At 63.7% G+C, this 20823-nt stretch carries 20 protein-coding genes; 16 read left to right on the top strand and 4 right to left on the bottom strand.

Translation table 11 applies throughout. The features are described 5' to 3' along the window. Positions 1-54 precede the first annotated feature (54 nt). A complete protein-coding gene (locus RSE12_03060; GenBank protein ID WRH63330.1) occupies positions 55-999 on the bottom strand; it encodes a calcium-binding protein in 945 nt (314 codons plus the stop codon). Positions 1000-1132: 133 nt separating this feature from the next. Beyond that, entirely contained in the window at positions 1133-1873 is a 741-nt protein-coding gene (locus RSE12_03055; GenBank protein ID WRH63329.1) for an N-formylglutamate amidohydrolase, read from the bottom strand. 139 nt (positions 1874-2012) lie between these two features. On the opposite strand from RSE12_03055, the gene pyk reads away from it, so the two are divergent. The 10 genes from pyk (at position 2013) to RSE12_03005 (ending at position 13107) form a co-directional block, all read left to right on the top strand. Then, the gene (gene pyk, locus RSE12_03050; protein WRH63328.1) at positions 2013-3461 is read left to right on the top strand and encodes a pyruvate kinase; all 1449 of its coding nucleotides are present in this window, start codon (positions 2013-2015) and stop codon (positions 3459-3461) included. A gap of 53 nt (positions 3462-3514) precedes the next feature. Continuing rightward, positions 3515-3745 (top strand): hypothetical protein, encoded by a 231-nt coding sequence (locus RSE12_03045; GenBank protein ID WRH63327.1) that lies wholly within the window; start codon positions 3515-3517, stop codon positions 3743-3745. A gap of 109 nt (positions 3746-3854) precedes the next feature. Continuing rightward, positions 3855-4079, top strand: a complete 225-nt coding sequence (locus RSE12_03040; protein WRH63326.1) for a hypothetical protein — start codon at positions 3855-3857, stop codon at positions 4077-4079. Between the two features lie 129 nt (positions 4080-4208). After that, positions 4209-4409, top strand: a complete 201-nt coding sequence (gene rpmI, locus RSE12_03035; protein WRH63325.1) for a 50S ribosomal protein L35 — start codon at positions 4209-4211, stop codon at positions 4407-4409. 12 nt (positions 4410-4421) lie between these two features. Then, complete coding sequence (gene rplT, locus RSE12_03030) at positions 4422-4784, top strand: 50S ribosomal protein L20 (protein WRH63324.1); 363 nt, start codon at positions 4422-4424, stop codon at positions 4782-4784. A gap of 308 nt (positions 4785-5092) precedes the next feature. Continuing rightward, positions 5093-5773: an SGNH/GDSL hydrolase family protein gene (locus RSE12_03025; GenBank protein WRH63323.1), complete on the top strand. Its 681-nt coding sequence runs from the start codon at positions 5093-5095 to the stop codon at positions 5771-5773. Between the two features lie 105 nt (positions 5774-5878). Then, positions 5879-6961 carry a phenylalanine--tRNA ligase subunit alpha gene (gene pheS, locus RSE12_03020; GenBank protein ID WRH63322.1) on the top strand — a complete coding sequence of 361 codons (1083 nt, stop codon included), beginning with the start codon at positions 5879-5881 and terminating at the stop codon, positions 6959-6961. A 371-nt stretch (positions 6962-7332) separates the two neighbouring features. Next, on the top strand, positions 7333-9741 hold the full coding sequence (pheT, locus tag RSE12_03015) for a phenylalanine--tRNA ligase subunit beta (GenBank protein ID WRH63321.1): 2409 nt from the start codon (positions 7333-7335) through the stop codon (positions 9739-9741). A gap of 187 nt (positions 9742-9928) precedes the next feature. Further along, entirely contained in the window at positions 9929-11248 is a 1320-nt protein-coding gene (locus tag RSE12_03010) for an autotransporter outer membrane beta-barrel domain-containing protein (protein ID WRH63320.1), read from the top strand. 248 nt (positions 11249-11496) lie between these two features. Then, positions 11497-13107, top strand: coding sequence for a GMC family oxidoreductase N-terminal domain-containing protein (locus RSE12_03005; GenBank protein WRH63319.1), 1611 nt, complete (start codon positions 11497-11499; stop codon positions 13105-13107). Between the two features lie 13 nt (positions 13108-13120). Here the strand turns inward: RSE12_03005 and RSE12_03000 are convergent, their stop codons facing one another. Both RSE12_03000 and RSE12_02995 read right to left on the bottom strand, forming a co-directional pair. Further along, a complete protein-coding gene (locus RSE12_03000) occupies positions 13121-13765 on the bottom strand; it encodes a DUF1523 family protein (GenBank protein ID WRH63318.1) in 645 nt (214 codons plus the stop codon). A 7-nt stretch (positions 13766-13772) separates the two neighbouring features. Beyond that, a complete protein-coding gene (locus tag RSE12_02995; protein WRH63317.1) occupies positions 13773-14066 on the bottom strand; it encodes a hypothetical protein in 294 nt (97 codons plus the stop codon). Between the two features lie 93 nt (positions 14067-14159). On the opposite strand from RSE12_02995, the gene RSE12_02990 reads away from it, so the two are divergent. From RSE12_02990 to RSE12_02965, 6 genes are all read left to right on the top strand, one after another. Beyond that, positions 14160-15440, top strand: a complete 1281-nt coding sequence (locus RSE12_02990) for an acetylornithine deacetylase/succinyl-diaminopimelate desuccinylase family protein (protein ID WRH63316.1) — start codon at positions 14160-14162, stop codon at positions 15438-15440. A 151-nt stretch (positions 15441-15591) separates the two neighbouring features. Then, entirely contained in the window at positions 15592-16350 is a 759-nt protein-coding gene (locus RSE12_02985) for an SDR family oxidoreductase (protein WRH63315.1), read from the top strand. A gap of 55 nt (positions 16351-16405) precedes the next feature. Then, positions 16406-17623, top strand: a complete 1218-nt coding sequence (locus RSE12_02980) for a glycosyltransferase family 87 protein (protein ID WRH63314.1) — start codon at positions 16406-16408, stop codon at positions 17621-17623. Beyond that, positions 17620-19095: a UbiA family prenyltransferase gene (locus RSE12_02975; protein WRH63313.1), complete on the top strand. Its 1476-nt coding sequence runs from the start codon at positions 17620-17622 to the stop codon at positions 19093-19095. The genes RSE12_02980 and RSE12_02975 overlap by 4 nt, the downstream gene beginning before the upstream one ends. Further along, positions 19092-19508 (top strand): GtrA family protein, encoded by a 417-nt coding sequence (locus tag RSE12_02970; protein WRH63312.1) that lies wholly within the window; start codon positions 19092-19094, stop codon positions 19506-19508. Before RSE12_02975 ends, RSE12_02970 begins: the two co-directional genes overlap by 4 nt. Next, the gene (locus RSE12_02965) at positions 19505-20812 is read left to right on the top strand and encodes an FAD-binding oxidoreductase (GenBank protein WRH63311.1); all 1308 of its coding nucleotides are present in this window, start codon (positions 19505-19507) and stop codon (positions 20810-20812) included. Before RSE12_02970 ends, RSE12_02965 begins: the two co-directional genes overlap by 4 nt. Positions 20813-20823: the final 11 nt, after the last annotated feature.

Here is a 20823-nt window from a genome sequence, read left to right as displayed (position 1 = left end):
CCCCGCACTGGCCCCCGCACTGGCCAGACGCCCCAGCCAGCCCCCGCCTGCGTCCTAGAGCCGCGTCAGCGTGATGTCGTTGACGTTCACCTGATCGGCGCGCAGCCCCGGCAGGAAGATGCTATCGACACCGTTCACCCTGACCATCACGCCCTGATCGCGTTGCTCAACCGCGATGTTCACATCGCCCTGCGCCCGCGTCTGCACCTCAAGCTTGTCTTCTGCCGGGTTGAAATCCGTCACCCGCACCACCTGCCCAAAGGTCGGATCGGACGGAGCAACCGGCGTTTGTGGGGTCAGCGCCGAAAACACATCCGACCCGGCCCCGCCCGTCATCACATCGCCGGCATCCCCGATCAGCAGGTCATCCCCGGCGCCGCCGCGCATCGTGTCAAAGCTGGGCGCGTTCTCCAACGGCAGGACATTGCGCAACAGCATCCGGTTGAACGAATCCGACTGCGGCCCGAACTGCGACGTGACCCCGTCGATAAAGCCGTTGGTGTTCAGCTCTGTCACAGCCTCGTAAAGCTGCCGGTCATTGCCCAGGCCCAGCCCGACCAGCGTGTCATTGCCCGCGCCGCCATCCATTTCGGCGCTGCCAGACGTATCGATCAGAAGGTCATCTCCGCCCTCGCCCTCCAGCCGGTCTTCGCCCTGACCGCCGATCATCAGGTCGTTTCCGGCCCCCCCTTGCAGAAGATCCTCACCCCGGCCACCCAAGAGCAGGTCCTGACCATCCCCGCCAACAAGGACATCATCGCCGGTATCCCCGACCAGCAGGTCTTCGCCCCCGCGGCCAGTCAGGGTGTCATCCCCCCCAAAGCCTGCCAGCAGGTCGTCGTCGCCATCGCCTTCAAAGTTGTTGTCGCCAGAACCGCCTGTCCGGACGTCAGAGGTGCCATCACCATCATCCGTCACGGTCGCAGGATCATCATCCCCGCCACCAAGAACGCCAAGCAGCGCCAGGGGCACAAGGGACAGCAGCAAAAGGAAACCCATGATCTTACTCGCACAAAACACAATCCAACTTAGGTAATATGGAATCAGTAACTTGAGTCAAACTTAGGGACGATTTGTGTCTAACTGTGGATACAAACGTCCCCCCGGCGGCCAACCGTTTCTGTATGTCGGATCAGTCCAGCGTCACGCGGGCAAGCGCTTCCTGCAACATAGGCACAAGCCGCGCCGCCCATGCCGCCTGATCCGCCGGATTGGCGATCAGATCGTTACGCAGTTCCACCAGCGTGTTCAGCCGCCCCTGCTGCAAGGCATGGCGGTCGATGGCGTCGCCGGGCAGGTGGCCGGAATAGGGCTCATTATCCCCGATGCACAGGTCCGGCTCGGCCCGCAGCCTGTTGATTAGGGCGCGCGACAGGCGTTCGTCCAGATGCGAATGCAGCACCCCCACATGCCACGGGCGCGGCGCGCGGCCCTTTAGGCAGGGGGTAAAGGAATGGATGGCCAGAATCACCATATCCGGCCGCCGCCCCGCCAGCCGTGCCAGCGCGCCGTGATAGGGGCGGTGCAGCCGGTCCAGCCGCTCTGTCACCCCCGCCGCATCAATATGCCGGTTCGCCGGGATGATCGTGCCGTCATACAGCTTCATCACCAGCGTCGGGTCATCCTCGCCCCGGTTCGGGTCTATCACCAGACGGCTGAAATCCGACAGGATCACCGGGCTATCCAGCCCTGCGCCCAAAGCCTCGGCCAACCCGGCCGCGCCCACGTCATAGGCGATATGGCGGCCCATATCCGCAGGCCCGATCCCCAGATCGCCACCCGCCACCCAGTCCGGCACCCGGTTCGATGCGTGGTCACAGGTGACCAGCCACCGCCCCGGCCGATCCTCTCCGATGATCCGATAGGCACTCACACCCGGTTTCCTTTGGAGCTTTCATCAATTCGTCATTTATTCTGACGAAAGGAAAAGCGCCAGTTGCGGCAAACCACCGATTGCGCCATAACACGCGCGGCCCACGACAAAATGATGAATTACATAAGGAACGAGGCATATGAGACGCCTTCGGAACGTGAAGATCGTGGCCACGCTTGGACCGGCCTCCAATGATTACGCTACAATCCGCGCCTTGTTCGAGGCAGGGGCCGATGTGTTCCGCCTGAACATGTCGCATGGCACGCATGACGATATCCGCGCGCGCCACGTGATCATCCGCCAGGTCGAGGCAGATACCGGCCGCCCCATCGCCATTCTGGCCGATCTTCAGGGGCCGAAGCTGCGCGTCGGTGCCTTTGCCAACCCGGCCGGCGAGGAACTGGTCGAAGGCGCGGCCTTCCGCATGGATCTTGACCCGACACCGGGTGACGTGACCCGCGTGCAACTGCCCCACCCCGAGATTTTCGCCGCGCTGGAACCCGGATCGTCGCTGCTGGTCAATGACGGCAAGATCCGCCTGCGGGTGGAAACCTGCGGCAAGGATTTCGCCAATTGCACCGTCACGGTGGGTGGCACGATTTCCAACCGCAAGGGCGTGAACGTGCCGGACGTGGTGCTGCCGCTGGCCGCCCTGTCCGACAAGGACCGCAAGGATCTGGAATTTGCCTGCGAACTGGGCGTGGACTGGTTGGCGCTGTCCTTCGTGCAGCGCCCCGAAGATGTGATCGAGGCGCGCGATCTGGCCAAGGGCCGCGCGGCCGTGCTGTCCAAGATCGAAAAACCCGCCGCGGTAAAAGCCTATGACGCCATTCTCGCCGTGTCTGACGGCATCATGGTGGCGCGCGGCGATCTGGGCGTGGAACTGCCCGTCCATTCCGTGCCGCCGATCCAGAAACGCCTGATCCGGGGCGCACGCGCTGCGGCAAAGCCGGTGATCGTGGCCACCCAGATGCTCGAATCGATGATCGAATCCCCGATGCCCACCCGGGCCGAGGTGTCGGACGTCGCCACCGCCATCTACGAAGGCGCGGATGCGATCATGCTGTCGGCAGAATCCGCCGCCGGCAAATACCCGATCGAAGCCGTGCAGACGATGAACAACGTCGCCATCTCGGTTGAAAGCGATCCGACCTACCGTCAGGTGATCGAAGCCAGCCGCAGCGTCGCCCGCACCTCTGTCGCCGACGGCATCGTCGCCGCCGCGCGCGAAATCGCGGAAAGCGCGGATATCAAGGCGATCTGCTGCTTCTCGCAATCGGGCACCACCGTGTCTCTCGTGGCCCGTGAACGGCCCCGCGTGCCGATCATCGCGCTGACGCCGCTGATCGAAACCGCCCGCCGCATGTCGCTCACCTGGGGCGCGCATTGCGTCATCGCGGAAGAGCAGGACCGCTTCAAAGGCGCCGTGATCGCCGCCGTGCGCGCCGCGCGCACCTACGGCTTTGCGTCGGAAAAGGATCAGATCGTGCTGACCGCAGGCGTGCCCTTCAACGTGCAGGGAACGACCAACATCCTGCGCGTCGCGCCCTGCGACGAAAGATTGATCTACAAGGCCGATCCCGAGTAATCTGACACGGCCCGCATCACAGATGCGGGCCGTGTTCGTTGCGGGGTGCTGTTGTGATAAACACCAATGATCTTTCGCTAGTGATCGGCGTCATTCTCGCCGTGCTGTCCATCCCTTCCCTTCTGAACGCTTGGACCGAAGATCGCGCGCCGCGCTTTGGCGCGATCATCGGCCTGACCGGCGTGGTGCTGATCGGCCTTGCCATGGCGCGGAACCCGTCGGGCTATGCCCTGAATGATATCCCCCCCGCCTTTGGCCGTGTCTTCCGCGCCCTGCTGTTCTGACACCGTCCCGCAGCGCGCCTGCCCCGAAGCGGTGGCTTGATCGCCGCGCCGCTTCCTGCAAGGCTTGGGCGGTGGTGGTGGCCCGTTCGGGCAGGGTGCAGGTGGCAGCATGGATTACGACCTTCTTCTCATCCTCGGGCTGGTGTTGCTGTTCCTGTCCATCCCGTCGCTGATGTCTGCCCTGATCGACGACCGCCCGCCTTTGGTGGCGGGGCTTGGCATTCTGCTGGGCATCGGCATGGCGGCCTGGGGCGTGATCGGCGGCAATCAGGGCCTGAACCCCGCCGCCCTGCCGCATCTGTTCTTCGAGGTGCTGGGCCGCTATCTTCCCTGACAGCGCCGCCTTTCCTTCGCTTTTCCCCTTGCGCCGCGACCGACCCCCGCCTATACGGCACACCTTGCGATACCCGCGCGTCCGGCCAAAGTGGCATGCCGAGTCGCGCCTGCAACCACGGAGATGGAAATGCCCAAGATGAAGACCAAGTCGGCGGCCAAGAAGCGTTTCAGCTTCACGGCTTCCGGTCGGGCCAAAGCCGGCGTCGCCGGCAAGCGCCACGGCATGATCAAGCGCACGACAAAGTTCATTCGCGATGCTTCCGGCACGATGCTGCTGTCCCCCTCGGACAGCAAGATCGTCAAGAAGTACATGCCCTACGACCGGTAAGGAGAACACCAGATGTCCCGCGTCAAATCCGGTGTCGTGACCCACGCCCGTCACCGCAAAGTCATCAAGGCCGCTGCCGGCTATTACGGTTCGCGTTCGCGCAACTTCCGTACCGCCACCCAGGCAGTCGACAAGGCCAACCAGTACGCCACCCGCGACCGCAAGACCCGCAAGCGCAACTTCCGCGCGCTGTGGATCCAGCGGATCAACGCGGCCGTGCGTCTGTTCGATCTTGAGATGACCTATTCCAAGTTCATCAACGGTCTGGCGAAAGCCGGGATCGAAGTCGACCGCAAGGTTCTGGCCGATCTGGCCGTGCACGAACCCGAAGCGTTCAACGCCATCGCCGCGCAGGCCAAGGCCGCGCTGGCCTGATCCACCCGGATCAGATCGTCTTATGAAAAGGCCGCCCCTCGGGCGGCCTTTTTGCTGTGCCATGGCCAGCATCGTTCCGGGCAACAAACAGTTGGCCCGTGCCGCGTAAACCTTCCGGCACAGCGTCCGTTCTTCCCTGTATCGCGCCACGGGAAGGGACCCCAAAATTGCATTGACCGCATCCCTTGATTGCAGGCCCCAATTCCGTTTTCATTCCGGATGGCACCTTGTTTCCCCAGCTTTGCCTTTATCCCTCCGCACTTCGCCCGCAACCTGCGCGCGAACATTTGACCGAAAGACCCCGCATCATGCTGCGCCCTTTGATCGCCCTTCTGTCCCTTTTCCTGCTGCTTGGCTGCGGCGAAACCGTCACCGCCAGCAGCAAGGATGCCCGCATCCTTCTGATGGGTGATTCCATGATGGCAGCCAACCGGACATCGGGCCGGGCCGTCGCCAATGCCATCGAAGCACGGCTGGGCGAAGAGGTGATTGATCGGTCGGTGGTTGCGTCGCGTTATTTCTATTACCTGCCCATCTCGGGTGCGGCGGGGCTGCGGCTTCCGGCGCAGTTCAAGGCCGGGAACTGGGATTGGGTGGTCATCAACGGCGGCGGCAATGACCTGCTCTTTGGCTGCGGCTGCGGGATGTGCAACGGCATGGTGGACCGGCTGGTCAACAAGGACGGCACCGCCGGTGCAATCCCGGAACTTGTGTCGCGCATCCGTCAAAGCGGGGCAAAGGTTGTCTATGCGGGCTATCTGCGCAATCCGGGGCTCTACACCCCCGTCCGCGCCTGCCGCCCTTACGGCGATGAGCTTGACCGTCGCCTCGCCCGCATGGCCGGCCGTGATGCCGGGGTGACGTTCCTGCCCATGTCGGACCTTGTCCCCTATGGTGACCCGTCGCTGCATCAACTGGACATGATCCACCCATCGCCCAAGGGCAGCGCCGCCATCGGCGCACGCATCGCAGCCGCCATGCGCGGCTGACCCGCAGGCGCGGGGAAGGCCAGCCCTCCCCTCCATTCCCCGGCCTTCCCCTTGCATCGCGGGTTCCTTCCCGCTACCACCCCTCCGCACCCTCAGGAGGCTTTCATGGACGGGCTCGACACGCTCAAGGCCAAGTATCTGACCGCCGTCGCCACGGCCGCGGACGAATCCGCGCTGGAAGAGGTGCGCGTCGCGGCCCTTGGCAAAAAGGGCGAAATCAGCGCCATGATGGCCACCCTCGGCAAGATGGAACCTGATGCCCGCAAGGCCGCCGGGGCCATGCTGAACGTGCTCAAGGATGAAATTGACGCCGCCCTGCGCGCCCGCAAGGCAGGCCTTGCCGATGCCGCGCTGGACGAACGTCTGCGTACCGAATGGCTGGATGTCACCCTTCCCGGTCGTCCGCGCCCGCGCGGCACCATCCATCCCGTGTCTCAGGTGATGGAAGAACTGACCGCCATCTTCGCCGACATGGGCTTTGCCGTGGCCGAAGGCCCGCAGGTGGAATCCGACTGGTACAACTTCGATGCGCTGAACATCCCGCCGGAACACCCCGCGCGGCAAGAGCATGACACCTTCTTCATGCACCGCGCCCCCGGCGACAACCGGCCGCCCCATGTGCTGCGCACCCATACCAGCCCGGTCCAGATCCGCGCCATGACGGAACAGGGCGCACCGATCCGGGTGATCGCCCCCGGCCGCGTCTACCGCATGGATATGGACCAGACCCACACCCCGATGTTCCATCAGGTCGAAGGTCTGGCCATCGACCGCGATATCTCCATGGCCAACCTGAAATGGGTGCTGGAAGAATTCTGTCGCGCCTATTTCGAGGTGCCCTCGGTGGAACTGCGCTTCCGCGCGTCGCATTTCCCCTTCACCGAACCCTCGGCCGAGGTGGACATCCGCTGTTCCTGGGAAGGCGGCCAGCTAAAGATCGGCCAAGGCGACAAATGGATGGAAATCCTCGGCTCTGGCATGGTGCACCCCAAGGTGCTCGCAGCCGCAGGGGTGGACCCGAACGAATGGCAGGGCTTTGCCTTCGGCATGGGGATCGACCGCATCGCCATGCTGAAATACGGCATCCCCGACCTGCGCGCCTTCTTCGAATCCGATCTGCGCTGGCTGCGCCATTACGGCTTTGCCGCGCTGGACATGCCCGATCTGCCGGGCGGACTCAGCCGCTGATCCACCACGCCGCGCTCTAATGGAAAGCCCCGCCAAGGCGGGGCTTTCTGCGTTTTCAAATCGCTGTCTGGCTTCAGATAAACAAAAGCAGCAGCGCAAGCAGCGACAGGCCCATGATCAGGATCAGTCGCCATGCCGGAACACGGCGGGTTTGGTCGGGTACTTTAAACATCGGGTCCATAGACAAAGGGATGCCACCCATCCGGTTCGAAAATGTGGCACATACGCGCCCCATGACAGGCACGGCAAGAACAACCCGTTTCCATTTGCGAAACCCCTTCCGCCGCACTTTCCCCCACCTTCCCCCCCACCTTCCCATCGCCGCGCCTTTGCGCTAATCCCTGCCCTGCACTTCCGAAGGGACCGGCACGATGAAGTTCACCCTCTCCTGGCTCAAGGACCACCTCGAAACCGAGGCCCCGCTGGATGACATCCTCTATGCCCTCACCGATCTGGGGCTGGAGGTCGAGGATGTGACCAATCCCGCCGCCCGGCTGGCCCCCTTTACCCTTGCCAAAGTGCTTCATGCCGAACAGCACCCCGATGCCGACAAGCTGCGCGTTTGCCGCGTGCTGACGGATGAGGGCGAAAAGCAAATCGTCTGCGGCGCCCCCAATGCCCGCGCGGGCATCACCGTCGTGCTGTGCAAGCCGGGCGACTATGTGCCCGGCATCGACGTGACGCTGGGCGTGGGCAAGATCCGCGGCGTGGAATCCCACGGGATGATGGCGTCGGAACGCGAACTGGAACTGTCCGACGAACATAACGGCATCATCGAACTGCCCTCGGGCGAGGTCGGCCAGCGCTTTGTCGACTGGCTGGCCGTGAACCGCCCTGCGGCGGTGGACACGATGATCCATATCAAGATCACCCCCAACCGCCCCGATGCGCTGGGCGTGCGCGGCATCGCGCGCGATCTGGCCGCGCGCGGGCTGGGCACGCTGAAACCGCTGCCGATCCCCGCCATCACCGGCGGCTTCCCCTGCCCGATCCGGGTAGAGATTGACCCGTCGCTCAAAACCAAAGGCTGCCCCCTTTTCGCCGGCCGCCTGATCCGCGGCGTCACTAACGGCCCCTCACCCGCCTGGCTGCAAGCCCGCCTCATGGCCATCGGCCTGCGCCCCATTTCGGCGCTGGTCGATATCACCAACTTCTTCACCTTTGCCCTGAACCGCCCGCTGCATGTGTTCGACGCGGCCAAGGTGAAAGGCGCCCTGCGCATCCACCCCGCCCAAGGCGGCGAAGAACTGCTGGCGCTCGACGGCAAGACCTATGCGATGCAACCCGGCATGATGCTGATTTCCGATGATACCGGGCCGGAATCGCTGGCCGGGATCATGGGCGGTGAGGTATCGGGCTGCACCGAGGCGACGACCGATGTCTTCCTCGAATCCGCCTTCTGGGACCCGATCACCATCGCCGCCACTGGCCGCGCGCTGAAGATCAACTCCGATGCCCGCTACCGCTTTGAACGCGGCGTTGACCCCGCCTTCACCCTGCCGGGGCTGGACCTTGCCACGCAGATGATCCTTGATCTCTGCGGCGGTGAGGCGTCGGACATCGCCATGGACGGCGCGGTCCCCGACACTGCCCGCGCCTACCGGCTGGACCCGGCCCGCGTCATCTCGCTCGTCGGAATGGACATCCCCGCCGACGAACAGCGCCGCACACTGGAAGCGCTGGGCTTCACCCTGAACGGCGACATGGCCACCCCACCCACCTGGCGGCCCGATCTCCTGGGCGAGGCCGATCTGGTCGAGGAAGTCGCCCGCATCGCTAGCCTGACGAAACTGGAAGGCAAACCTCTCCGCCGCAGCGCGCCGGGCGTGCCCAAACCGATCCTGACGCCCCAGCAGATGCGCGAAAAGGCTGCGCGCCGCACCCTCGCCGCGCTGGGCTATAATGAATGCGTCACCTACAGCTTCATTGATGAACAGGCAGCCGCCCTCTTCGGTGGTGGCGCGGATGCCGTGCGGGTGGACAACCCGATCTCATCGGAAATGACCCACCTCCGCCCCGACCTGCTGCCCGGCCTCCTGCGCGCCGCTGCCCGCAATCAGGCGCGCGGCTTTGCCGATCTTGCGCTGTGCGAAATCGGCCCCGCCTTCCAGGGCGGCGAACCGGGAGAACAGCACCTGCAAGCGACCGGCCTGCTGGTCGGCCACACCGCCCCGCGCGATCCTTTCGCAAGCCGCCGCCCCGTGGATGTCTTCGACGCCAAAGCCGATGCCGAGGCGGTCCTTGCCGCCCTCGCCGCCCCTGCCCGCGTCCAGATCACCCGCAAGGTGGCCGCATGGTGGCATCCGGGCCGGTCGGGCAATATCGGCCTTGGCCCCAACACGCTGGCCACCTTTGGCGAGGTGCACCCCCGCGTGCTCGCTGCGCTTGGCGTGAAAGGCCCTGCCGTGGCCTTCACCATCCTTGTGGCCAATGTCCCGCAGCCAAAGACGAAAACCCCCACCCGTGCGGCGCTAGCCATCAGCGACCTTCAGGCGGTGGAACGCGATTTCGCCTTTGTCGTGGATAAAGGGGTCGAGGCGCTGACCGCCCTCAACGCCGCCCAAGGGGCCGACAAGGCGCTGATCGAAAGCGTGCGCCTGTTCGATCAGTTCACGGGTGAGAAGGCCGAGGCGCAGATGGGACCGGGCAAGAAATCCATCGCCCTGACCGTCCGCCTGCAACCCAGCGAAAAAACCCTGACCGAGGCCGAGATCGAGGCCGTTTCCGCCAAGGTCATCGAAAAGGTGACCAAGGCCACAGGCGGCACCCTTCGCGGGTGACCCCGCGAAGCACGCGCCCTGTTACGGGGTCAAGCGGGCCGGTTGATCGGGTCAGCGGCACCACGCCGCTGGTCCACGCGTTTGGGCAGGCATTACTCACTTATGGTGGTAGGCTTTTATGCAACAACGCGCATAAGTTGTTATGTTTACATTTATTAATACCTCCACGCCTCCTACGCATGGCCCCGTGCAGACGCCGAAAATGGCGCTGTCGGATACAGGCGAAGGGAGTTTCGAATTGCCAAGAATGCATACTGCTCTGATCTTTGGGGCGCTTGCCGCTGTCGGATCGGGAAGCGCGGCGCTCGCGCAATCGGCAGGCTGTGCCGATATCAACGGGTTCAGCAGCCCTTTTGTGGCAGTTCGCGGTTTCCAACAGATTTCGGCGCTTCCGCTCAGTGCAGGCGAAACCGTCCGGATTAGCGGGTCGCAGGTCACGCGTGCTGGCGGCGGCGCTGATGGCTGGTACGTGTCTGACCCGGCTTCTGGACCTTCTTCCTTTGGCTCAGGCGCCCTTTCTGCCATCTTCACCGCGACAGGTGTGCCGTTCTCCGAAACCTTCGTTGTGCCTGTTGGCGGCATGCTGTCCTTCGGGCTTTCGGAAACAGGCCCACTCGTGCTGGACATGTTTAATGTCAGCATCATGTGCTCCGGCGGCGGATCGAACCTCGCAGTGTTTTCCAGCGTCGCCCAGCAGCAGGCCATCACCACCTCGCTTGGCCGGAACTACCGCAACCGTTTCGGCAATGCAGGGGCCGCAGACCAACCTTCTGACGGCATCTTCGCCTCGACCAAAGGCCAAAGCGAAGACATCTCCGCCTGGGTTGCCATGTCGGGCCGCACCTATTGGGATGGCTATGATGGCGATTCCGTCGACCTCACCTTCGGTGCCGATAAATTCGTGTCCGCCAACACGCTGCTTGGCGTGATGCTTGGGGTGAACCGTCTGTCCGTCAGCGATGCAACCGGTGCCTCGACGGATGCGAATGCTGCGATGCTCGGCGTCTATGCCGCCCACAGCTATTCCGATGGCACGCTGACCGATGCCTACCTTGCATGGTCGCGCGTGTCCTATGATGCGTCGGGCAGCAGTTTCGACACGGATCGCTGGTCTGCCGGGGTTGCCGTCACCGGGTCCATCGCACAGGCTGCGGGCACGTTGCAGCCGCGCGCCCGTCTGGCCGCCTCGTGGGAAGATTTCCCCACCGGCGCAACCGGCGTCGTTGCGGGCACCTCGCAGCAGGTCACCGCGTCGATCGGGGGTCGCTTTGACTGGAAAGAAGCAATTTCCGGCACGGCGCTGAAGCCTTTCGCCTCGGTCGATTTCGAATATGGCAGCATCAAGGATACTGCAGGCGTCCGTGATACCTTCATCGCCCCCCGCTTTGGCTTCGGCGTGAATGGCATGGTCGGCGCCGGCGTCCTGACGGCCAGCTTTGATGTCGGTCAGACCACATCGGATGTCTATGACGCTGGGATCGACCTGAACTACGAATTCAGCTTCTGATCCACCGCCGTGATGGCGGCGTCTGCGCGCAAACTTCCCTCCCCCCTCATCGGGGGAGGGCCTCGTCGCCCCACCACCCTCTGTGCACTGGCGCAGCGTTAACCACGATTGGGCGTCCATATCTGCCCAAATTTGTATGCACGGCCGTCTGCACCATCATCTGCACCGGGCGCTGCACAGCCGCCGCGACGTAACGCTTCCCGATTTCCCCGTCCTGCGAATAGGTTAACCCGTGGCGGGAGGTGTCGATGGATTACGATTACATCATCGTGGGTGGCGGTTCGGCGGGGTCCGTCCTCGCCGCGCGCTTGTCCGAAGATCCCGCCGTTTCCGTCTGCCTGATCGAGGCCGGGGGAAAGGGAAAATCCTTCCTTATCAATACCCCAGCCATGGTTGCGGCCATGGTGTCGGGGCGGCCAAAGCTGCACAACTGGGCCTTCCACACCACGCCCCAACCCCATCTGAATGGCCGCGTCTGCTATCAACCCCGTGGCAAGGCGCTGGGTGGGTCTTCCGCCATCAATGCCATGCTCTATGTGCGGGGGCATCCATCCGATTACGACGATTGGTCCAACCTCGGGGCCGAGGGTTGGGATTGGCAATCCGTCCTGCCTTACTTCTTGAAATCAGAGGGAAATTCGCGCGGCACATCGGCCCTGCATGGCGCAAGCGGCCCCTTGCAGGTGACCGATCAACACAGCCCGCACGCCATCACCAATGCCTTCGTGCAGGCGATGGCCCAGCAGCAAATCCCCGAAAACACTGATTTCAATGGCCCCGAACAAGCCGGGGCCGGGCTGTTTCAGGTCACCCAATTCCACACCGGCGCGCGCAAAGGCCGCCGCTGTTCGGCAGCCGCGGCCTTTCTGCATCCGGTGATGGATCGCCCGAACCTGACAGTGCTGACTGGCGCGCTGGCCGAGCGGATCGTGATCGCGGATCGCCGCGCCAAGGGATTGATCCTGCGGCATAAAAACCACCGCCAGACCCTGACCGCGCGGCGCGAGGTGATCCTGTCGGCAGGCGCATTCGGTTCGCCGCAACTGCTGATGCTGTCCGGCATCGGCCCCGAAGATGACCTGCGCCAGCATGGCATCGCGGTGCAGCACGCATTGCCGGGGGTCGGGCAGAACCTGCAAGATCATCTGGATCATACGCTGATCTGGCGGTCGCTGCGGCCCGATGTCGTGGGGTTCAACCCGGCAGGGCTGATGCGGCTGATCCGGGGCTTCGGGCCGTTTCAACGGCAGGGGACGGGGGTCCTGACCACGCCGGGGGCGGAAGGCTGCGCCTTCTTCCATTCCCGCCCTGGCCTGCAACGCCCTGATCTGCAAGCGCATTTTGTCATCGCTATCGTGGATGACCACATGCGCCGCATCCATCTTGCCGATGGATTTTCGGCCCATGTCTGCGTGCTACGCCCCCACAGCCGGGGCCAGGTCGGCCTGCGGGATGCCAACTCCGCCAGCCCGCCGCGGATCGACCCAAACTTCCTGTCAGACCCCCGCGATCTGGAAACACTGATGGCCGGGGTGCGGGTGATGGAACAGGCCATGGCCGCCCCGCCCCTTGCCCCGTGGCGGGGAAAGCGGCTGTATCCCCATGACGGCAGCGATACCGCGATCCGGGCCGATATCCGCGCCCGCTCTGACACGATCTACCACCCGGTCGGCACTTGCCGGATGGGGCAGGATGACATGGCGGTCGTCGACCCCAACCTGCGCGTTCACGGGATCGCCGGGCTGCGCGTGGTGGATGCCAGCATCATGCCGACCCTGATCGGCGGCAACACCAACGCTCCTACGATCATGATCGCAGAAAAAGCGGCTGACCTGATCCGAACCAGTCACGCACGTTAAGCGGTAAGAAGTCCTATTTCCGCCGGAAGGTGCGCGCGAACCAGCCGCTGATCCCCGCCTTGGCACGATCGGCCCGCGCATCAATGTGATCAAGCGTTTCCTGCGCCTCGATCACCGCGGGTTCGATCATCCGCTCGCGGAATTGCAGCCACATCCGGCGCGCCATGAAGATGATCCCGGCCAGCAGCGTGAAGATCACGATGTTGACCCAAGGGATGATCCGCGTGTCCGGCCCTTCAACCTGCCGCAGCGCGATGACGTTGGGAAAGATAGTGAACAGCTGGTTGCGCCAGCCATAATGCGTCACCGCCACCCATTTCGGCGCGGCGGTGGTGGATTGCAGCTCTTTCGCCTCGGTGTTCATCGACGACGAGTTCATCTTGAAATAAGGCGGCCAGCCCCAGCCGGTATCTTCGTTGCGGTATTCCATCGTCTTGCCGTTGGGAAAGACAGCGTTGATGAAAAACACGTCGCGGCTTGCGCCCGATCCGGTGCCCACATCCGGGGCGGCCCAGAACCAGCTGTTTTCGCCCAGATCCATGCGGCGGTTCTCGGTCCCCACGATACGGACGATGTCATGCTGCGGAAGCGTATAGTGCAGGAATGACAGCACAAAGAGCGTCAGGATGCCGAAGAAAGACCATTTCAAATAGCGCATGTTCGCCTCAACTGAAGTTCAGAATCCAGACCAGCGCCACGACGACACAAGTCGGGATGACGAAGACAAGCCAGATCAGCCGCCGCCGCAGGCTGTTTTCATAGGCGGACAGCCCCTGTTCGATATAGGCATCGCGCGGCCCGGTGACATCACCCGCATCATAATGCTTTTCAAGCCGCTCGCGTTCCACCGACCGGGAATAGATCGCCAGCAGCCAATAGATGATCGTCAGCCCGATATAGCCGAACAGCGCCAGCTTGAAGAACCCGATCATGCGGCCCACCCCCGTTCCAGCGTTCACCCCTTTTCTTGCTAACCATTGTCACCCGGCCCCGTCCCGGCTGCAAGCCATGATGGGCTTTTTGCCTTGGCATCGCGGCGGGAAGCCCGCACGATGCCGCGCATGACCAGCGCCATCTTGTCCGCCATCGATGATCGCCGCGCCGCCCTGATCGGGTTGGCGCAGGATCTGATCCGGATTCCCACGCTGAACCCGCCCGGTCTGCAATATCGCGACATCTGCGACTATCTGGCAGCGCGTCTGATGGCGCAGGGCTGGACGGTGGAATTGATCCGCGCCACGGGCGCGCCGGGCGACAGCGACACCTATCCGCGCTGGAACATGGTTGCGCGGGTCGAGTCGGGACATCCGGGCGATTGCGTGCATTTCAACAGCCATCATGATGTGGTCGAGGTGGGGCATGGCTGGACGCGCGATCCGTTCGGCGGCGCGCTGGAGGGCGACCGCATCTATGGCCGCGGCGCCTGTGACATGAAGGGGGGTCTGGCCGCCAGCGTGATCGCGGCCGAGGCGTTTTTGGCCGCCACCCCCGACTGGCGCGGCAGCATCGAGATCAGCGCCACAGCGGATGAGGAGTCGGGCGGCTATGGCGGCGTGGCCTATCTGGCCGAGCGGGGGTATTTCGCACCGGAAAAGGTGCAGCACGTCATCATCCCCGAACCGCTTCACAAGGACCGCATCTGCCTGGGCCATCGCGGGGTCTGGTGGGCCGAGGTGGAAACCCATGGCCGCATCGCGCATGGGTCCATGCCGTTTCTTGGCGACAGCGCCATCCGCCATATGGGCGCCGTGCTGGAGGAGATCGAGCATCACCTCTACCCCCTGCTGGCCACACGCACCACAGCGATGCCCGTCGTGCCCCCACAGGCCCGACAAAGCACGCTGAACATCAACTCCATCCACGGCGGAGAGCCGGAACCGCCTGAGGGTTACACCGGCCTGCCTGCGCCCTGTGTCGCGGATCGTTGCCGCATCATCCTGGACCGACGTTTCCTGATCGAAGAGGCCGTCGATGAGGTAAAGACCGAATTGCGCGCCGTGCTGGATCGGGTGCAGGGCCGCCGCCCCGGCTTTGTCTATACGATCCGCGACCTGTTCGAGGTGCAGCCCACCCAGACCAGCCGGGACGCGCCCATCGTCCGGTCCACCGCTGCCGCGATCGAACGGGTTCTGGGGCAGGTGGCGGATTATGTCGTCAGCCCCGGCACCTATGACCAGAAACATATCGACCGGATCGGTCGGTTGAAAAACTGTATCGCCTATGGCCCCGGCCTGCTGCATCTGGCGCATCAGCCGGACGAATGGGTCGGCGTGCAGGATATGGCCGACAGCGCCAAGGTGATGGCACTGGTGTTGCAAGACCTGCTCACTTGACCCGGGCACACCCGATATTTTGAAGTTTTTCCCCTATTGTTCCCGAACAGGACACAATTCCGCCAAAAGCCTTGGCTAGCCCGACGATCAAAGGACGCTGCCAAGCCGCAGATGCGGGCGGCAGCCGCACAGATACAGAAGGGGCCGATCCGTGCCGAACGAACCGACCGTACCGCCGAAGGGAACCGTGCTGCTACTGGGCGCACGGTCCGATGTTGCACGCGCGACCGCCCGCCGCTTTGCCGCTGACGGGTATGCGATCCAACTTGCCGCGCGCGATCCGGATCGGCTTGCCGCGGAAAAGACGGATCTGGAACTGCGCTATCGGGTGCCTGTAACCTTGCTTGCCTTTGACGCATTGGATGTTGCGGCGCATGCGGAATTTGTCCGCACCCTGCCCGTACTGCCCGATGTGGTGGTCTGCGCTGTGGGCCTTCTGGGACGGCAGGCCGAGGACGAGGTCGACATCGCCGCCGCCATCACCGTGATGCGCAGCAATTTCGAAGGCCCGGCCAGCATTCTGAGCCACCTTGCCAATGCCTTTGCCGCCCGCCGTTCTGGCACGATCATCGGCATCAGTTCGGTCGCCGGGGACCGGGGCCGCGCGACGAATTACATCTATGGATCGGCCAAGGCGGGGTTCACCGCCTTTCTGTCCGGCCTGCGCAACCGCATGGCGCGCCTTGGCGTGCATGTCGTGACCGTATCGCCCGGTTTCATCGCCACCCGCATGACCGCCGGGATGGACCTGCCCGCGAAGCTGACCGCCAGCCCGGACGAAGTGGCCGAGGCGATCTTCAAGGCGCAGGAAAAGCGCCGCAACACCGTTTATGTCCGCCCGATCTGGTGGCTGGTGATGCTGGTGATCCGGAACATTCCCGAACCTGTTTTTAAACGACTGAGAATCTGAACAAGGGTTTTCGCCTATGTTTCAAACAAGTTTTTCAAGCCAACCCACCGCAGCCATGGCAGCACCAGACCTTGTCAGCCGTCGCACGATCATCGTGATGGCGCTTGTCTGCCTTGTCGCCGGGTTGAAGACGGTCTTTGACCTGTATCTGAAGTCTGCCGGTCTGGTCGAATACGTGATGACCGATATTGATACGTTCTGGCTGGTCGGCTGGCTGTATTGGGATGGCCGCCTTGCGGATGCCTATAGCGCTGCCACGCTCTTTGCCGCGCAGAACGAAGTGCTTCAGACCGAATCCTTCATGCCCTACACCTATCCGCCGCAGTATAACTTTGTCACGGCAGCCCTGGGTGCTGTGCCGGTCTGGCTGGCCTATGCGGTGTTCGTTCCCGCGACTTTCGCGCTTTATCTCAAGGCCGTTCAGCAGATTTCGGCCCGGCATCTGGCCTTTGTCTTCGTGATGATCTTTCCCGCCCTTCTGGTGAACATCCGCAGCGGGCAGAACGGGTTTCTTGTGGCCGGGATCGTGGCGCTGGCGGCGCAGGGCATTCTTGGCACGGGCCTGAATGCGGGCCTGCGCGGGGGCGTGGCGCTGGGGCTGGCGGCGATCAAGCCGCATGTGGCCATCGGGATCGGTGCTGCGGCGCTGCTGACCGGGCGCTGGGGGGTGGCAGCTTTGGCCATGGCCACCTGTGCGGCCACTTTGGGTGCGGCGGCGCTGGTTTTCGGAACCGATCTGTTCACGCTGATGCTGGCTGCATCGCAAGAGGCGCTGGGTTTCCTGCGCGCGGGCGATTATCCGTTGCACCGCATGGTTTCGGTCTATGCCTTCGCGCGCACCTTCGGGGCTTCGGCCGATATGGCGATGATGGTTCAGATCGTGGCGGGCGTGGCCATAGTTGGTTCCGTCGTCCTGCTGGCCCTGCGCCGCAGCGACAAGACGGTGATCGTTGCCGCGGCGATGATCGCCCCGCTGTTCATGAGCCCCTACGTCTATGATTATGATATGACGTTGGCCGGGGTGGCGCTGGCGCTGGTTGCGCCCCGCCTTCTGGCTCAGGGTCGCTCTTGGGAAATGATGGCGCTGCTGGCGATTGCCTGGGTTGCCACGGGCTGGGGGATTGCGATGTCCTTCCTGACCGAACAAGACGGGGTGCGGACCACGGCGGAGAACCTGACGTTCTATCCGTCGATCCAGGCCCCGCTGAATTTGGTGTTGGTTCTGGTGATCGCGCATGTGCTGCGCCGTTCTTTCCGTGAGGTGCGCCCATGACCGCCCAAACCGCCCTGAGCCCCGCCACCGGGGATCATCCGCAAGACATGCCCGAAGCGCCGGTCCTTGTGGTGGATCTGGACGGCACGCTTGTCTGTTCAGACATGCTGCATGAAAGCTTCTGGTCGGCCTTCGGGCGCAACTGGCGAAGCCCGTTCCGGGCGATTGCCGCACTTATGGGCGGGCGTGCCGCGCTGAAGCGGCTGCTGTCCGAAGCATCCCATGTCGATGTCGCCACCCTGCCCTACAATGAGGCGGTGCTGGACCACATCCGCGACTGGCGGGCTGGGGGCGGGCGGACCGCACTGGTCACGGCCGCCGATCAAGGCCTTGCCGACCGGATCGCGGCCCATCTGGGCCTGTTTGATGAAACCCATGGCTCCGACGGGCGGACCAACCTGAAAGGCAGCGCCAAGGCCGCCTTCCTGACCCGCCATTTCGGCGCCGGGCGCTTTGCTTATATGGGCGATGCCACCGCCGATCTGGTGGTCTGGGCCGAGGCAGGGGCGATCATCACCGTCAATGCCCCCGCCGCGCTGGCCCGCAAGGCCGAAGCGTTGGGCAAGCCCATCGAACATATCGTCACCGCCGAACCGATCCTGCGCCCATTGCTCAAGGCGATGCGTCCGCATCAATGGCTGAAGAACATTCTTGTCTTCGTGCCAATCCTTGCGGCGCACCGCTTTGATACCGCAACCCTTCTGCTGGGCGCGCTGGCCTTTGCCGCCTTCAGCTTGGTCGCTTCTGGTGTCTATCTGCTGAACGATCTTCTCGACCTTGGCCCCGACCGCGCCCACCCGCGCAAGCGGATGCGGCCCTTCGCCTCCGGCGCGTTGCCTGTGGCCATGGGCACCTGGCTGGCCCCAGCCTTCATTCTGGCGGGGTTGTGCCTGTCGATCCCGCTTGGCCTGCCCTTTGTCACGCTGATGGGCTGCTATTTCGTGCTGACCACTGCCTATTCGCTGCATCTGAAGCGGCAGATCGTGATCGATATCTGCGTTCTGGCCGGCCTCTATACGCTGCGCATTCTGGCGGGCGGAGTGGCCACCGGCATCACGCTTTCGGTCTGGCTGTTTGCCTTTGCGATCTTCTTCTTCTTTGCCCTCGCCGCCGTAAAGCGGCAGGCCGAATTGGTTGATCTTGCCCAGCGTGGCAAGTTGGCGGTGGCCGGGCGCGGCTATCACGTCGACGACCTGCCGATCATCAGCATGATCGCCTTGGGCGCAGGGTTTGTTTCGGTGCTGGTCTTTGCGCTCTACCTCAACAGTCCGGATGTGCGCGAACTTTACGCGCAGCCAGCCACGCTTTGGGGCGTCTTCGTGATCCAGCTCTACTGGATCACCCGGATTGTCCTGATCACCCATCGCGGCCAGATGCACGATGATCCGGTGGTCTATGCCGTCAAGGACAAGACCAGCCGTATCTGCCTTTTGGCGGCGGTCGGTTTCATCTTCGGGGGAACACTGCTGTGACCCGCACCACCCTTGTGCTGCGCTATACGGCCTTTGCCATCCTTGCGACGCTGGCCAATCTGGGCGTGCAGCGGATCGTGCTGATGGGGGGCGAGGGGGCGGTGATCTTTGCGCTGGCCATGGTGGCGGGAACCGCCGCCGGGCTGGTGCTGAAATACATCCTCGACAAGCGCTACATCTTTAACGACTCCACCACCGGGCTGCGCGCCAGTGGGCAGCAATTCCTGCTGTACACGGTAATGGGTCTGGTGACGACCGCGCTGTTCTGGGCAACCGAAACAGCCTTCTGGCTGATCTGGCGGACGGATGCGATGCGCGAACTCGGCGCGGTGTTGGGGCTGAGCGTGGGCTATGTTGTGAAATACAAGCTGGACAGCAAATACGTCTTTACCCGGACAGAGGCGACGGCATGAAACTTTCCGGCTGGGGCCGCACACCCGTTCAGGACACCCGCCTGCTGCAACCCGATGCCGAAGGGGAACTCCGCGCCGCCCTGTCCCAGGGGCCGCTGATCGCGCGCGGCAATGGCCGGGCCTATGGCGACAGCGCCGTGGGCCGCCAGACCGTCGACATGCGCCGCTTTGACCGGGTGCTGGGGTTTGATCCCGCCACCGGGCAGCTGGTGGCCGAGGCGGGCATCCTTCTGGCCGATATCATCGCTGCCTTCCTGCCGCAGGGATGGTTTCCCGCCGTCACGCCCGGATCGAAATTCGTCACTCTGGGCGGCATGATCGCCGCCGATGTACATGGCAAGAACCACCATCGCGATGGCGGCATGCGCGGCACCGTCGACTGGATCGATCTGATGGATGGCGAAGGCAACGTCCACCGCTGTACCCCCGCCGATAACAATGATCTGTTCGACAGAACCGTGGGCGGCATGGGCCTGACCGGCATCATCCTGCGCGCGGCCATCCGGCTGCGCCCCGTCGAATCCGGATGGATCCGGCAAACCACGCAGGCCGCGCCCAACCTTGCCGCCGCGATGGACCTGCTGGATGCAGAAACTGACGCCACCTATGCCGTGGCCTGGATCGATTGCCTTGCCACCGGCGATGCGATGGGCCGATCCTTGGTGATGACGGGCGAACATGCCAGCCGCAGCGAATTGGGCCGTCACCCCGTGTTGCCAAAGCCGCGCGGCAAGAAATCAGTGCCGATCGACCTGCCCGGTTTCGCACTGACTAGCTTTACCGTGCGCGCCTTCAACGCGCTTTACTGGCAGGCGGGTCTGCGCCAGCAAGGCACCCGCATGGTGGACTGGGACAGTTATTTCTATCCTCTGGATGCCATCCTTGGCTGGAACCGCATCTATGGCCGCAAGGGGTTTTTGCAATTCCAATGCGTCTTGCCCGATGCCTCGGCCCGGGCAGGAATGACGGCGCTGCTCACTGCCATCTCGGCCAGCGGGCAGGGATCTTTCCTTGCAGTGCTGAAACGGCTGGGGGCAGAGGGGACAGGGATATCCTTCCCGCAGCCCGGCCATACGCTGGCGCTGGATTTTCCGGCCACGTCACGCGCGCACGCCTTGATCGACCGGCTGGAGGCGATCACGATTGATCACGGGGGCCGCTTTTATCTGGCCAAGGACGCGCGGCTGTCGGCGCGCATCCTGCGCGCGGCCGATCCGCGGATCGAACCCTTTGCCGCCCAGCGCCGCACCACGGATGAGGCGCGGCATTTCGCATCCACTCAATCCGACCGCCTGCAGCTTTGATCGGCTGCGGC

This window comes from Fuscovulum sp., assembly GCA_035192965.1.
GTDB lineage: Bacteria > Pseudomonadota > Alphaproteobacteria > Rhodobacterales > Rhodobacteraceae > Paragemmobacter.
This window is presented reverse-complemented; position numbering and strand designations above follow the sequence as displayed.